Origin of the sequence: Nocardia acidivorans NBRC 108247 (assembly GCF_001625085.1) — a bacterium.
Lineage (GTDB): Bacteria > Actinomycetota > Actinomycetes > Mycobacteriales > Mycobacteriaceae > Nocardia > Nocardia acidivorans.
In genome coordinates this window covers 16,605-30,141 of record NZ_BDAW01000010.1, presented here as the reverse complement: position 1 = coordinate 30,141, position 13,537 = coordinate 16,605, and the positions used below count along the sequence as shown (strand labels likewise).

Sequence of the window (13,537 nt, the reverse complement as noted above, 5' to 3'; positions counted from 1 at the left end):
ACTGCGCCCGCGGCGGACGGAAATCTCCACATCTCCACCGTGTTTACCGCACAACCTCGCGATAGCGTCGGATGGTGCGGCGAATACTGGGCGATACTGCGGCGGTTCTGGTGGGCATCCTGTTCGGCTGTCTGATCGTGGCGGGTGCCATAGGCGCGCTGCTGTACTGCCTGCACGACGCCATGACCGATTCGACCTGGGCGGGTGAGGTGCCCTTCGTCGCCGACTGCCCCGCCGGTTCACCCTGCACCCTCACCAGCGTTCGTGAGCAAACCCCCCGTCAGGCCGTCGGCGGGAAAACGGACGACACCATCTCCTCGGTCGTCCCCCCGGGCCTCGAGAACCTGCGCACCGGTGACCACGTCGTATGCACGGTCCATAGAACGGAATTCGGTCTCGGCCGGTCCCCCAACGATCTCGAATCGGCGACCGCCGTCGACAACTGCCACCGCCCGTAATCGCTCGCATCGGGGTTGCCCGCGGGCGGAAATCAGCCGGTGGTCTTGGCGAGTTGATGGGCGACGAGGTCGAGGAAGGCGTCTACCTCCTCGCGGTGGTAGGCGGCGGTGCCGGGGGAGGCGGTGTGGAAGGTGGTGGCGCGCACGTCTTGTGCGGTCAGACCGCTGGGGCCGTCGTGGGCCAGGGTTGCCGCCAATCGGTCCAGGAAGGCGCCGACTTCCTCTGCGGCGTAACCGGATAGGCCGAAGGGGGGTGCGGAGAATCGGACGCGCAGGACGTCGTCGTGGGTGAGGGGGTCCTCCTGGCGCACGGGGGCGATCAGGGGGTGGCCGCGGCGGAGGTATTCGAGGTCCATGCAGATCTGGTCGAGGAATTCGTCGACCTGGTCGATGTCGTAGCCGCGGTGGCCGAAGGGCGGGCCGTCGAATTCGACCAGGCGGATATCGGCCGCGGTCAGGTGATCGCGGCCGGACATGGTGTCGGCGATGCGGGCGCAGAAGGCGTCCACCTGGCCGGGGTGATAGCCGTGGTGCCCGAACGGTGCTGTGCCGAAGTGTCTGCGGCGAACGTCCTCGGGAGTCACGCCGGTCATTGTGCCAATGTGCTCATGTCCGAATCGTCGCCGCCCCTTGCGGATCCGCTTTGTCGGAAGCCGGGTGCGGGACTCAGTCCTTGCGGACGCCGTCGATGAGCAGTCGCCGGATCGCCTCGGTGAGTCCGGCGCGCGCGGCCTCATCGGGTTCGGGATTGCGCAGCCCGTGCAGGATGGCGGCCAGCAGCATGCCGGTCACGGCCTTGGCGGTATTGACGGTGTCCAGATCGGCGCGCAGATAACCCTGCTCCACACCGTGTTCCAGGTACGCGGTGGTCAGCGCGTCGGCGGTGTCGAGGAGTCCGTACAGCCGCAGGGTCAGCTCGGTATCGATACCGGTGGCCTGGAACAGCAGCAGCTGCGCCACCCGTGCGTCCGCGAGGAAGATCCCGTTGAGCGCGGTCCCGATGCGCTCCAACTGTTCCCGATATCCCTCCAGGCTCTCGGCGGCGTCGGGGGCGTTCTCGGTGCCCAGCGCCTCGATGATCCGGGCCGCCAGATCGTCGATGACGTGATCGATGATGTCCCGCTTGTTCGCGAAGTACCGATAGAACGTCCCATGTCCGATGCCCAGTTCGGCGGCGATGTCGGCAATGCCGGTGGCGTGATAGCCCTTCTCGGCGAACAGGGCGAACGCGGTGTCGATGATCTCCTGGCGGAGCTCGGCCTTACGTCGTTCGATTCGAGAGGATGGCTTCGTCACGACCCTGATGATACGGTGTTCACAAACGGAATGAGATGTCATTCCGTGACAACCGAGTCACATACGGTCTGTGAGCCGCAGTTTTACAGGGAGGTTCGGCGTGGCACCTCAGTACGACGCCATCGTGGTCGGTGCGGGTTTCGGCGGTATGGGAGCGGGCATCGAGCTGGACCGGCTCGGCCTGAGCAACTTCCTCATCCTCGAGCGCGAGGACGATCTCGGCGGCACCTGGCACGTCAACCACTATCCGGGCCTGGCGGTCGACATCGCCTCGGTCACCTACTCCTATTCCTTCGAGCCCAACCCGCGTTGGTCGCGACTGTTCGCGCCCGGCGCGGAGCTCAAGAAGTACGCCGAGCACGTCGCCGACAAATACGATCTGCGCCGCCGTATGCGCTTCGACACCGTGGTCGGCGGCGCGCGCTGGGATGAGGAACAGCAGCACTGGGTGGTCGCCATCGAGAACGGCGAATCCCTCACCGCGCGTTACCTGCTCGCCGCGACGGGCTTCCTGTCCCAGCCGTACACCCCGCCGTTCCCGGGGATCGACTCCTTCGCGGGCAAGATCATCCACACCACCCGGTGGGAGAACGACTTCGACCTGACCGATACCAAGGCCGCCATCATCGGCACCGGCGCCACCGCCGTACAGCTGATTCCGGAGGTCGCCAAGAAGGCGCGGGCGCTCACCGTCTTCCAGCGCACCCCGATCTGGGTGGTGCCCAAGGTGGATACCGCCATCCCCAAGCCGGTGCAGAGCCTGTTCGCGCGAGTTCCCTTGACGCAGAAGGCCGCTCGCATGGTCAACACTACCATGCTCGAGGCCCTCATGGTCGTGGGCGTGCTGCACTTCAAGCAGGCCAAACCGCTCAACAAGGCCGCGGCGGTACTGGCCAAGGCGCATCTGCGAACCTCGGTGAAGGACAAGGAAACCCGGCGCAAGCTCACCCCGGACTACGACTTCGGCTGTAAGCGCCCCACCTTCTCCAACCTGTACTTCAAGACCTTCAACGAACCGCATGTGCGCCTGGAGACCAACTCCATCGACCACATCGAAGCGGACGGCATCGTCACCGCCGACGGCCGCAAGACCGAGATCGACACCCTGATCCTGGCCACCGGCTTCAACCTGTGGGATGTGAACTTCCCTGCCATCGAGATCATCGGCCGCGAGGGCGTCAATCTCGGAAAGTTCTGGCGCGACAACCGCTTCCAGGCCTACGAGGGTGTCACCGTGCCGAAGTTCCCCAACTTCGTCAGCCTCAACAGCCCGTACTCGTACAGCGGCCTGTCCTACTTCACCACCATCGAAGCCCAGATGAAGCATATGGGCCGACTATTCGGTGAGATGCAGCGACGCGGCGAACAGGTCTTCGAGGTGACAGAGCACGCGAACTCCGAATTCCTCGATCGCGTCACCGACAAGCTGGATTCCTCGGTCTTCTACAGCGGCAAGTGCTCCACCGCGCGCAGCTACTACTACAACCAGCACGGTGAGGCGGCCCTGCTGCGCCCCACCAGCACGCTGAACGCGCATCGCGAGGCATCGAACTTCCCGCTGGACGATTACACCTACGGCACGCGCTCGGCCTGACCCGGGGACTCCGTGCCGGGTAGGTCCGGCACGGAGCCGCGCGGCCGGTGGGTCGGCTCCGGCCGCGCGGTCGGGTATCAGCTCATTTGACGACTTCGTAACGGGCGCAGGTGAGTTCACCGTTCAGGGCGACCTCGACGGGCCGCAATTCCTGCCGCGCGGGAAATATCGGCGCACCCGATCCGAGGGTGACCGGCGCGAACGACACGATGATCTCGTCCAGCAGTCCGTGCTCGGCGAACGCCGCGGCCAGCCCGCCGCCGCCGACCACCCACAATTTCCTGTCCCCGGCCGCATCCGCCATCTGCCGGTGAATATCGGGAATGGGCGCGCTGGTGAAGCGAATATCGCGCCCCGGCCTGGTCTCGAACTCGCGATGGGTCACCACCCACGCGGGCACCTCATAGGGCCATGCCTCGGGATCATGATCCAACAGCCACTGATAGGTATTGGCCCCCATGACAATCGCGCCGATCTCGGCGATGAAACCGTCATAACCCATCGGACCCGAGCTGTCGTTTTTGCGGGACAGCAGCCATTCCAGCGAATGCTTCGCGTCGGCGATGAAGCCGTCCAGACTGCTGGCGGTGTAATAGGTGGTGAAGGACATCTCAACCTCTCTGTCGCAGCCACAGAATGGGATCTCCGTGGCCGATTTCCCTTGCGTTATCGGGTGATTCGGCACGCAGCCAGGCTCGAACGAGCAGTCTGCGATGCGCCGAATAGGTCAGCACGTGTGCGATCACGCTGCCCAGTACGAAGCTCTCCGGCGGTTCGCACAGCGCGTCGATGAGGGTGTCGTTCCAGCCGCCGCGCCGATCGATCTCGCGCACCGCGGCCAGCCAGCGCGGGATGATCTCCTCGAATCGCCCGCGCAGCGCCGCCGGATCGTCGTCCGTCGCGGCCGGGGTGTCCGCGCCCTCGATCGCGGCCAGCCAGACCTCTTTGGTCCGGATCAGATTGGCCAGCACCCCGGCGATGGATTCCTCCACCCCGTCCCACTCCAGCACCGAGAAGTCCGGTGCGCGGACCAGCCGATACCGCGCATCGGTCAATTCCGCCGCCCGCTCCAGCAGCTCGCGGGTGTCATCCACCTCGTGATGCAGCATGATCGCCGTCGGGTCCATATCCGGTCGTCCCTTCGGTTCGCTCTCCACCCACAACGACATGGGCGGATGAAAGTGCACACCGTTGACCGCCGGCAGCCAGCGCGCGGCGCGCTCGGTGCTCGTTCCGCTCGGCGGATGTCCGTACGCCCGGCTGTATGCCCGGCTGAACCCCTCGACCGAGTCGTATCCGGCCTCGAACGCCACCTCGGTGACCCGCTCGCCCCGGCTCAATTGCCAGGCCGCGCGTTCGAGCAGCACCCGCCGTCGCAACGCGACCGGGGATTCCCCGGTGCCGCGGGCGAATTGCCGGGAGAAGTGGAACGGTGAGGAATAGGCGTCCGCCGCCATCTCGCCCAGCGTCGAATTGTCCTGCGCCAGTACCGCGTCCAGCAGTTCTCGAAGTCGATCGCGTCCGATGTGCACTCGACAAGTCTTGCGGATGGGCCGTCCGCGGCGCTTGACCGATCTTGCTCTGTGCCGTGCGCGGGCCCGGCCGACTCATTCGCCCTGGGCGAATCCAATACAGGTCGGCGCGCCCTATCTCAGGTTCTCCTGGCAGACTGTCTGGGAAACGACCCATTCGACCACTCAAATTAAGGGCTGACTTCGACGATGGACCTTCTGCTGCCGCTGCTGCTGGTTGCCCTGCTCATCCCGATGTTCCTGGGCGTTCGCCGCCAGAAGCGGGAGATGGCCAAGGTGACCGAGATGCAGGAGACCCTGAAGGTCGGCGACCGCGTGGTCACCACGTCGGGCCTGTTCGGCACCGTCGTCGAGGCCGATGACGACTCCGTCGATCTCGAGATCGCCGAGGATGTCGTCACCACCTGGCTGCGCGCCAGCATCCGCGAGATCCGCAATGAGGATGCCGCCGTCGTCGAGGAGTCGACCGACACCGAGGCCCCCGTCGCGGAGTCCGTGTCCGACAGCGTCCCGTCCTCGGAGAACTTCGACGACGCCCCCAAGCTGTCCAAGGACTGACATTCCCGCGCGCCGTCGGCCCGCCGCGATCCGGCGGCCGACGGCGCTGCGGTGTGCCCGCTCGATCCATCACTGATCCGCCTAGGAGATAAGTACTGTGCCACCTTCCCAGGGAACGGCGCATCCGCTGCGCCTGCTCGGCGTCTACGCCGCACTGGTGGCCGTGATGTTCGGCCTGATCTTCTTCACCGGCGACAAAGCGGCGAGCCCCAAGCTCGGCATCGACCTACAGGGCGGCACCCGCGTCACGCTGACCCCGCGCACGCCCGACGGCGGCAAGCCCAGCCAGGACAGTCTGCGCAAGGCGCAGAGCATCATCGAGCAGCGCGTCAACGGGCTGGGTGTCTCCGGTTCCGAGGTCGTCATCGAGGGTGACAACCTGGTCATCACGGTGCCGGGCGAGGACGGTGCGCAGGCCAAGGCGCTCGCCACCACCGCCAAGATGTACATCCGCCCGGTGCTGCAGGCGATCGCCCCGCAGGTGAAGAACGGCCAACCGGCCAACCAGCAGCAGCAACAGCAGCCACAGCAACCGGCCGCCCCACCGGCCTCCTCGGTCGAGCCGAGCGCTCCCGTGGAGACGCCGCCCGCGGCCGACGCACCGACAAGCGAGGCGCCCGCCCCGCAGAATCGGGTGTTCCCGGCACAGGCTCCGACCACCCCGTCCGCGCCGCCGACCCAGCCCAGCGCGCAGCAGACGCAGCAGGAGATCGCGGCGGCCAAGGCCCTGCGCCAGAGCACCGATCCGCAGATCCAGCAGACCGCCATGCTCACCATGGACTGCTCCAAGCCGGATCCGTTGCAGGGCAACGACGATCCGAACCTGCCCCTGGTGACCTGTTCGGTCGAGGGCAATGAGGTCTATCTGCTGGACAAGTCCCGGCTGGACGGCCAGGAGATCAAGGATGCCTCCGGCCAGTACGTGCAGAAGGAATCCAAGTGGGTCGTGTCGGTGGACTTCAAGTCCGGCGGTGCGGACACCTGGGGCAAGCTGACCACCGAGTACTACAACAAGCAACTGGCCTTCGTGCTCGATACCAAGGTGGTCAGCGCGCCGGTCGTGCAGCAGGGCGGCCAGTACGGCGGCAGCACCTCGATCTCCGGTCCGGGCATCAACAAGTCCACCGCACAGGAGCTCGGCAATACCCTCAAGTACGGTTCGCTGCCGCTCTCGTTCCAGACCTCCGAGGCCGAAACCGTCTCGGCGACACTGGGTTTGAGCTCGCTGCGGGCGGGCCTGATCGCCGGCGCCATCGGTCTGGTGGCGGTGCTGCTGTACTGCCTGCTCTACTACCGCATGCTCGGCTTCCTGGCCGGTTTCTCGCTGGTCGCGGCCGGTGTGGCGGTGTACGCCCTGATCGTTTTGCTGGGCAGGTCCATCGGATTCACCCTCGATCTCGCCGGTATCGCCGGTTTGATCATCGGTATCGGTATGACAGCGGACTCGTTCGTGGTCTTCTTCGAACGCATCAAGGACCAGATGCGCGGCGGCCGCAGTTTCCGCTCCGCGGTCCCGCGCGGCTGGCAGCGCGCACAGCGCACCAACCTCTCGGGTAAGACGGTCTCGCTGATCGCCTCCGCGGTGCTCTACATCCTGGCCGCCGGTCAGGTGAAGGGTTTCGCGTTCACACTGGGTCTGACCACGGTGCTCGACATCATCGTGCTGTACCTGGTCACCTCGCCGCTGTTGATGCTGGCCTCGCGCTCGGCCTTCTGGGCCAAGCCGTCGGTGAACGGTCTCGGCGCGGTTGCTGAAATTGCCCGGGAGCGCAAGGCAGCCTCCGGTGTCCTGGTGAAGGAGGCGTGATGGCGCGCGACAACAGTTCGGTCCTGGATATCGATTCCGAACTCGACTACGAATCGGGCAGGGCCACGCGCAAGCACAGCCTGTTCGAGCGGTTGTACACCGGCACCGGCGGTTTCGAGATCGTCGGGCGGCGCAAGCTGTTCTACGGTCTGGCCGCCGGACTGCTGGCGATCGCGATCGCCAGCATCGCGATTCGCGGATTCACCCTCGGCATCGACTTCGCCGGTGGTTCGCGCATCCAGTTGCCCGCGGGCGACGGGGTGAGCACCTCGCAGGTGGAGAAGGTCTATTCGCAGACCCTCGGCCATGACGCGGTCACGGTGCAGAAGGTGGGCTCGGGTTCGGCCGCGCAAATCCAGATCCGGTCCGACACCCTGGACAAGGATCGGACCGATAAATTGCAGAACGCCCTGTTCGAAGCCTTCAAGCCGAAGGATGCCAACGGGCAGCCCAGTATCAACGCCATCTCCACCGCCGAGATCAGCGAGACCTGGGGCGGTGAGGTCACCCACAAGGCGCTGCTGGCGCTGGTGGTGTTCGTCGTACTGACCATGGTGTACATCGCGATTCGCTTCGAACGCGATATGTCCATCGCGGCCATCGGCTCGCTGTTCTTCAATCTCGTGGTGACCGCGGGCATCTACTCGCTGGTCGGCTTCGAGGTGACGCCCGCGGCGGTCATCGGCCTGCTCACGATTCTGGGTTATGTGCTCTACGACAACGTGGTCGTCTTCGACAAGGTCGAGGAGAACACCGAGGGCGTCCTGCATCTGAGCAAGCACACCTATGCCGAGAAGGCGAACCTGGCGGCGAATCAGACGCTGATGCGTTCGATCAACACCACCATCATCGGCATTCTGCCCATCATCGGCATGCTGGTGGTCGCGGTGTGGCTGCTCGGTGTGGGCACGCTCAAGGATTTGGCGCTGGTGCAGCTGGTCGGCATGATCGTCGGCGCGTACTCCTCGATCTTCTTCGCGGTGCCGCTGCTGGTGACCATCAAGGAACGCTGGGGTCCGGTGGCCGCGCACACCCGGAAGGTGCTCGCGCGCCGCTCGGGCGCCTCCACCGGTCGCGCCACCGAATCCGCCGCACAGCGCGCGGGTGCGGCCAGCCGTCCGGTGACCGTCGCGGCCGGGCGGGAGGGCTCCGCACCGCGTGCGCGCGGTGCGGCCGAGGCTCCGCGTCCCGGTACCCGGCCGAGTGGGAAACGAACCAAGAGAAGGCACTGAGCGCAGGGGGTTGCGGCAAGTGATTGGAAACAAGGCTCGCCGCGGTTCGGTCGTCATGCTCGCCGGTGTGGTCGCCGCGGGCATGGTGGCGGGCTGCGCCGGAAAGAATCAGGTGCCGTCCATCGGGTACGGCGTGGATACCGTCGTCGCCAGTTACAACGGCGGCAGCACCCTGGGCGCGAGTAGTGGTGCGGCGGCGGTGTTCTCACGCGTGATCACCGGCTTCTTCTACACCGGCCCGGATGGGCAGCCGGTGGCCGATACCGATACCGGCACCGCGAAGGAGGTGCCGGGCGAGGCGCAGACCATCCAGTACCGGTTGAATCCGGACGGTAAGTACTCCGACGGCGTGGCCACCTCCTGTGACGATCTGGTCATGGCGTGGGCCGCGCGCAGCGGACGTTTCACCAAGGCCGGTCCCGCTGGACCGGTGCCCATGTTCGATGCCGCGAGCACGGCCGGATACAGCGATATCGAGCGGGTGGACTGCCAGCCCGGGTCCAAGGACGCCACCGTGGTGTTCCGGCCCGGTCGGCATTATTCGGCGTGGAAGACGCTGTTCAATGCCGCCGAGCTGATGCCCGCGCACGTGGTCGCCTCGGCGGTGAAGGTGCCGAATGTGGTGGCCCCCTTGCAATCCGGGGATCAGGCCACCGCGGAGCGGATCGCCGGCTTCTGGAATACCGGCTGGATTCTCAAGCCGGGCAAGATCGATCAGACGGTGCTGCCCGCCTCGGGACCGTATCGGATCGAATCATTCAGCGACAAGGACGGTCTGGTCCTGGTCAAGAATGAGAAGTGGTGGGGCAACGCCGCCAAGACGCCGCGCATCGTGGTGTGGGACAAGAACACCGATCTCAAGGCCAAGGTCGAGTCCAAGGCCGTCGAGGTGCTCGATATCGGTGCGGGCGCGCTCGGCGCCGGGAAACCGGGTGGGATGGCCGCGGAGAATCTCCCGGGGCGCGGGGTGGAGCAGTTGGTTCTCGGCACCGGCGGGGTCTTCCAGAATGTGGCCGCGCGCCGGGCCTTCGCGCTGTGCGTACCGCGCGCGGCGCTGTTCGACAAGTTCGGGCATCCGGACTACAAGGTCGATACCGGGCTCGGCGCGGGTGTGCTGAACTCCCGTACCGTGCAGCAGGATTCGCTGTACTACCCGGCTGTCGCGGGCGCCGGTGACAAGTACAAGAACGGTGACGCGGCTGCGGCCGGTCAGGCCATGACCGCCGCCGGGCAGGCCAATGCCACCGTTCGCATCGGCTATCTGCGCCCGGACGAGCGGCGCGCGCAGACCGTCGCCGCCATCGCCGATGCCTGTAGGGCGGGCGGTATCACCGTGGTCGACGCGGGTACGCCGGATTTCGCCCCGCAGCAGCTCGCCGACGGCAAGGTGGACGCGATCCTCGGTGGTACGGCCGGTGTCGCCGGACCGTCCGGTTCGCTCACAGCTACCGATGCGAGTGCGTCCTTGCACACAGGTCAGGGCCTGAATTTCAATAGATTCGGCAATGGCCGCTACGATGCGATCGCGGATCAGCTTGCGGCGGAGGACAACTCGACCACGGTGCTGAACTTGCTCAACGAGCAGGAGAACCTGCTCTGGAGCGAGATGCCGTCCATCCCGTTGTTCGCCTCCCCGCGCACCATCGCGTTCGGGGACGGTTTGAAGGACGGGATCGCCAGCCCCACCAAGGCGGGCGCGGGCTGGAATATGGATCGCTGGGTACTCGAACGGTGAGTGACGGTGGCGGCGAGGTGACGAGGAGTGGGTGTATGAGCAAGCATGAAATGGTCGATACCGCCGAGACGCTCGGTGAGCGCACCGCCAAGGCCGCCGACGCGGTGCGGCGGCTGACCCGCTGGCATGACGACTTCCCGACTCCGGGAGTGCGTTTCGCCGATCTCACGCCGGTCTTCGCCGAGGCCGAGGGCTTCCGCACCGTCCTGGACTGCTTCGCCGCCTGCGCGCCGGACGCCGATCTCGTGGCGGGCGTGGACGCGCGCGGCTTCCTGCTCGGCGCGGGCGTGGCCGCGGTGCTGGGCACCGGTGTGGTCGCGGTGCGCAAGGCGGGCAAGCTGCCGCCGCCGGTCATCAGCCGCGAGTACACCCTCGAATACGGTTCGGCCGCACTGGAGATCCCCGCCGACGGCATCGATCTGACGGGCCGTCGCGTCCTGCTGCTCGATGACGTGCTGGCCACCGGCGGCACGCTCGCGGCCGCGGCCGAACTCTTCCACGCCGCCGGGGCGCAGGTCATCGCCGCCGCGGTCGTACTCGAACTCGGCTTCCTGGGCGGGCGGGGCCGTCAGGGCGACTACCCGCTCACCTCGATCGTCACGCTCTGAACCGTCCGGCACGCCGGACCCGCGTCAGGAGACGACGCGGGCGATCAGTCCGGTGACGAACAGCCAGAACACCGCGGCGAGACCATAATTCACCACAATGTCCAGATTGCCGTTGCCGGTGTGGAACAGACCGGGGAAGAACAGCGCCAGCGGTTCGGCCCAGCCCTTGATGAAGGTGAAGAACCGGTTGGACTGATCCGCACCCAGGGTCAGCAGCAGGATGTAGACGACCTCGACCACCGCGAAGAGCGCGCCGATCCCGGTGATCAACCGGGCGGCGGCGCTCTCCCGATAGGTTTGATACATGTAAGGCATGCAGGGGGAATGCCCGAAGATTGCCTGTTGAAACGACCGATCGGTGGGCAACAGCGGTCGCGGGAAAGCATCGGTAGTCCGTCTGCGCGGAATCGGTCTCGACCCCGTGACTTTGGTCGGATGACAGGTCGCGGACGATTGGTTGTCCTGATTGCCCTGCTGTGTCCCGTTGTGCTGCGCGGTGATTCGTTCGCGCTCACAATGTCGAGATGAGTACCGCACCGGGGGAGCAGACACCCTTCGCCGATTATCTGAGCGCTCACCTGCCGGAGGTGGCTCGGGAAATGGTCACCGCGGTGGTGCGCGCGGTGCCCGATTACGAACAGTTGCCGCCGGAGTTGGTGGAGCAGGACCTCATTCGGCGGTCCGAGGATAATCTGCGACTGTTCCTGCGCCTGCTGGGCGAGCATCGGGAGCCGCGGGCGGAGGATCTCGACGAGATGATCGAGGTCGCGGTACGCCGTGCGCGCGAGGGCATTCCGCTGGACGCGGTGCTGGCGGTGTATCACCGGGGCGCGCTGGCCGCCTGGAACTATCTCGCCGCCGCCGCGCGGACACCGGATCAGCGCGAGGAACTCATCGCCGCGGTCCCGCAATTGCTCGGGTACCTGGGTGCGGTCATTCCCGGCGTGGCGGCCTCCTATCTGCGCGAGCGCCAGGATCTGCACTGGGAGCAGCGGGAGGTGAAACGCGCACTGGCGCAGGCGCTCCTACAGGGCAAGCCCGCCGAATTGCTGGCCGAACGTTTCGGGATCGCCCTGGGCCCGTATCACGTACTGGCACTGCGCACCTCGGGCGCGGCCGAGGCCGCGGACGGCGGGCGACCCGCCATCCGGGTGATCCACGGCGAGATCGACGCTCTCTCGGCGCAGGCGCTGACCATCCTGGACCGCGCGGGCGGCTGGGTGCTGGTGCCCGCGACCGAACCCGCGGCCCGCCTGGACGCCGCCGTGCTGCGCATCGCCGCTGCGGCGGGCGTCCGATTGATCGCCGGAACATCCACCGCCGCAATGGTTTCGGAGATTCCGGCGCGGGCGGAGGAGGCCGGTGAGATCGCCCGCCTGGCCCTGGGTTTGGGCCGCCCCGCCGGCGTCTACCGCATGGCCGACCTGGCCCTGCAATACCAGTTCGCCCGGCCCGGCCCCGCCCGCACCTGGCTACTGAGCCTGCTCGAACCCCTCACCTGTCATCCACACCTCATGGAGGCGTTGCGCGCCTATCTCACCCACGACCACAATCGCGTGGCGGCGGCGGAATCCCTGGTGGTACACCGCAATACGCTGAACTACCGCCTGAACCGCATAGCCACCCTCACCGGCTACGACCCCGGCCGCTCCGAGCACGCCCCACTGTTCGCCGCGGCCCTGACCGCATTCGATCTGGCCTCGTCGGAAGCGTAGCCGCCCACGTCGGTGAGCTCGCTGGACAGGGCCCAGAGCCGGGCGGCGGCGTCCGGGTCGACCGCCCATGGTTTGACGCCGCCGATGAGCATATCGTCCGTGGTCGCCGGTTCGGCGATATCGCAGTCCTGACAGTAGGCCCCGCCTCGCTCCGCGAGAAGAGGGGAGGTCGCCGCCCAGACCGCCGTGGCCGCGCCCTGCGCGGGTGATTTGAATCCGTCGGCACGGCGACCGTCCGGGGTGATCCAGCCCTGTGCGATCTGCTCCGCGCGGGGGATATTGCGTTGCAGCGGGGTGAGAATGCTGCCGGGATGCACCGAGAAGGCGCGTGGACCGCCGTCCCCGCCGAGGGCGTCGAGATGGGTGGCGAACAGGGCGTTGGCGGTTTTGGATTGTCCGTAGGCCAGCCAGTGATCATAGTCGCGGTGGAAATGCGGATCGTCCCAGCGGATATCGGAGAGGAAGTGTCCGGAGGAGGCCACCGACACCACTCGCGCGCCGGTCCGGGCCAATGCCGGGCGCAGCCGATTGACCAGGGCGAAATGGCCGAGGTGGTTGATGGCGAAATGCGCTTCCCAGCCGGGGCCGATGAGCCGGTGCGGGTAGGCCATGACGCCCGCGTTATTGATGATGACGTCGAGGGTGCGGCCCGAATCCAGCAGTCGCTCGCTGAAGGTCCGAATGCTGTCCTGGTCGGCCAGGTCGAGTTCGCTTACCTCCGTTCGTATTACGCCGCTCAATGCCGCTCGCGCCGCCTCGGGCCGACGGGCGGGCACGATAACGTGCGCCCCGGCGCGGACCAGCGCGGTCGTCGCCTCCAGGCCCAATCCCGAATAGCCGCCGGTGATCAGGATGCGCTTACCGGTCAGGTCGATGCCCGCGAGTACGTCATCCGCCGTGCTGCGCGCGCCGAAGCCCGAACCGATCCTGTGCTGCTGGGTGATTGTCATGCGCTCGAACCTAAAATCTAGAGTTCGATCTAGGTCAAGTGAAGGGAGTCGG

General features: G+C 66.5%; 14 protein-coding genes. 8 read left to right on the top strand and 6 right to left on the bottom strand.

From position 1 onward, the window contains the following. Window positions 1-74 precede the first annotated feature (74 nt). Window positions 75-458 (top strand): hypothetical protein, encoded by a 384-nt coding sequence (locus tag NA10_RS05040; RefSeq protein ID WP_157556061.1) that lies wholly within the window; start codon window positions 75-77, stop codon window positions 456-458. 32 nt (window positions 459-490) lie between these two features. Here NA10_RS05040 and NA10_RS05035 read toward each other — a convergent pair whose 3' ends face one another. Beyond that, entirely contained in the window at window positions 491-1,051 is a 561-nt protein-coding gene (locus tag NA10_RS05035) for a DivIVA domain-containing protein (protein ID WP_067564068.1), read from the bottom strand. 73 nt (window positions 1,052-1,124) lie between these two features. Beyond that, window positions 1,125-1,796, bottom strand: coding sequence for a TetR/AcrR family transcriptional regulator (locus NA10_RS05030; RefSeq protein ID WP_067564067.1), 672 nt, complete (start codon window positions 1,794-1,796; stop codon window positions 1,125-1,127). A 58-nt stretch (window positions 1,797-1,854) separates the two neighbouring features. Here NA10_RS05030 and NA10_RS05025 point away from each other — a divergent pair, with 58 nt between their 5' ends. After that, the gene (locus tag NA10_RS05025) at window positions 1,855-3,348 is read left to right on the top strand and encodes a flavin-containing monooxygenase (RefSeq protein ID WP_067564064.1); all 1,494 of its coding nucleotides are present in this window, start codon (window positions 1,855-1,857) and stop codon (window positions 3,346-3,348) included. Between the two features lie 82 nt (window positions 3,349-3,430). On the opposite strand, the gene NA10_RS05020 is transcribed toward NA10_RS05025, so the two are convergent. Both NA10_RS05020 and NA10_RS05015 read right to left on the bottom strand, forming a co-directional pair. Further along, window positions 3,431-3,958: a dihydrofolate reductase family protein gene (locus NA10_RS05020; protein ID WP_067564061.1), complete on the bottom strand. Its 528-nt coding sequence runs from the start codon at window positions 3,956-3,958 to the stop codon at window positions 3,431-3,433. Between the two features lies 1 nt (window position 3,959). Continuing rightward, window positions 3,960-4,880 carry a helix-turn-helix domain-containing protein gene (locus tag NA10_RS05015; RefSeq protein WP_067564059.1) on the bottom strand — a complete coding sequence of 307 codons (921 nt, stop codon included), beginning with the start codon at window positions 4,878-4,880 and terminating at the stop codon, window positions 3,960-3,962. 189 nt (window positions 4,881-5,069) lie between these two features. On the opposite strand from NA10_RS05015, the gene yajC reads away from it, so the two are divergent. The 5 genes from yajC to NA10_RS04990 all read left to right on the top strand — a co-directional run bounded on the left by yajC (window position 5,070) and on the right by NA10_RS04990 (window position 10,820). Further along, window positions 5,070-5,438 (top strand): preprotein translocase subunit YajC, encoded by a 369-nt coding sequence (yajC, locus tag NA10_RS05010; protein WP_067564057.1) that lies wholly within the window; start codon window positions 5,070-5,072, stop codon window positions 5,436-5,438. 97 nt (window positions 5,439-5,535) lie between these two features. Then, window positions 5,536-7,245, top strand: coding sequence for a protein translocase subunit SecD (secD, locus tag NA10_RS05005; protein WP_067564054.1), 1,710 nt, complete (start codon window positions 5,536-5,538; stop codon window positions 7,243-7,245). Further along, window positions 7,245-8,477, top strand: coding sequence for a protein translocase subunit SecF (gene secF / locus NA10_RS05000; RefSeq protein ID WP_084514320.1), 1,233 nt, complete (start codon window positions 7,245-7,247; stop codon window positions 8,475-8,477). Before secD ends, secF begins: the two co-directional genes overlap by 1 nt. Window positions 8,478-8,532: 55 nt before the next feature. After that, on the top strand, window positions 8,533-10,212 hold the full coding sequence (locus tag NA10_RS04995) for an ABC transporter substrate-binding protein (RefSeq protein ID WP_067564051.1): 1,680 nt from the start codon (window positions 8,533-8,535) through the stop codon (window positions 10,210-10,212). Window positions 10,213-10,247: 35 nt separating this feature from the next. Further along, entirely contained in the window at window positions 10,248-10,820 is a 573-nt protein-coding gene (locus NA10_RS04990; RefSeq protein WP_067564048.1) for an adenine phosphoribosyltransferase, read from the top strand. A gap of 24 nt (window positions 10,821-10,844) precedes the next feature. Here the strand turns inward: NA10_RS04990 and NA10_RS04985 are convergent, their stop codons facing one another. Continuing rightward, a complete protein-coding gene (locus tag NA10_RS04985) occupies window positions 10,845-11,135 on the bottom strand; it encodes a hypothetical protein (protein ID WP_157556060.1) in 291 nt (96 codons plus the stop codon). 209 nt (window positions 11,136-11,344) lie between these two features. Here NA10_RS04985 and NA10_RS04980 point away from each other — a divergent pair, with 209 nt between their 5' ends. Then, the gene (locus NA10_RS04980; RefSeq protein WP_067564043.1) at window positions 11,345-12,535 is read left to right on the top strand and encodes a PucR family transcriptional regulator; all 1,191 of its coding nucleotides are present in this window, start codon (window positions 11,345-11,347) and stop codon (window positions 12,533-12,535) included. On the opposite strand, the gene NA10_RS04975 is transcribed toward NA10_RS04980, so the two are convergent. After that, window positions 12,454-13,485 (bottom strand): oxidoreductase, encoded by a 1,032-nt coding sequence (locus tag NA10_RS04975; protein ID WP_084514319.1) that lies wholly within the window; start codon window positions 13,483-13,485, stop codon window positions 12,454-12,456. The two genes, NA10_RS04980 and NA10_RS04975, sit on opposite strands and share 82 nt — an antisense overlap. Window positions 13,486-13,537: the final 52 nt, after the last annotated feature.

Excerpts from the sequence above, each read along its gene's own strand:
- NA10_RS05035 (WP_067564068.1), bottom strand. The coding sequence starts at position 1,051 with ATGACCGGCGTGACTCCCGAGGACGTTCGCCGCAGACACTTCGGCACA.
- NA10_RS05030 (WP_067564067.1), bottom strand. The coding sequence starts at position 1,796 with ATGACATCTCATTCCGTTTGTGAACACCGTATCATCAGGGTCGTGACG.
- NA10_RS05020 (WP_067564061.1), bottom strand. The coding sequence starts at position 3,958 with ATGTCCTTCACCACCTATTACACCGCCAGCAGTCTGGACGGCTTCATC.
- yajC (WP_067564057.1), top strand. The coding sequence starts at position 5,070 with ATGGACCTTCTGCTGCCGCTGCTGCTGGTTGCCCTGCTCATCCCGATG.
- secF (WP_084514320.1), top strand. The coding sequence starts at position 7,245 with ATGGCGCGCGACAACAGTTCGGTCCTGGATATCGATTCCGAACTCGAC.
- NA10_RS04995 (WP_067564051.1), top strand. The coding sequence starts at position 8,533 with ATGCTCGCCGGTGTGGTCGCCGCGGGCATGGTGGCGGGCTGCGCCGGA.
- NA10_RS04990 (WP_067564048.1), top strand. The coding sequence starts at position 10,248 with ATGAGCAAGCATGAAATGGTCGATACCGCCGAGACGCTCGGTGAGCGC.
- NA10_RS04985 (WP_157556060.1), bottom strand. The coding sequence starts at position 11,135 with ATGCCTTACATGTATCAAACCTATCGGGAGAGCGCCGCCGCCCGGTTG.
- NA10_RS04980 (WP_067564043.1), top strand. The coding sequence starts at position 11,345 with ATGAGTACCGCACCGGGGGAGCAGACACCCTTCGCCGATTATCTGAGC.
- NA10_RS04975 (WP_084514319.1), bottom strand. The coding sequence starts at position 13,485 with ATGACAATCACCCAGCAGCACAGGATCGGTTCGGGCTTCGGCGCGCGC.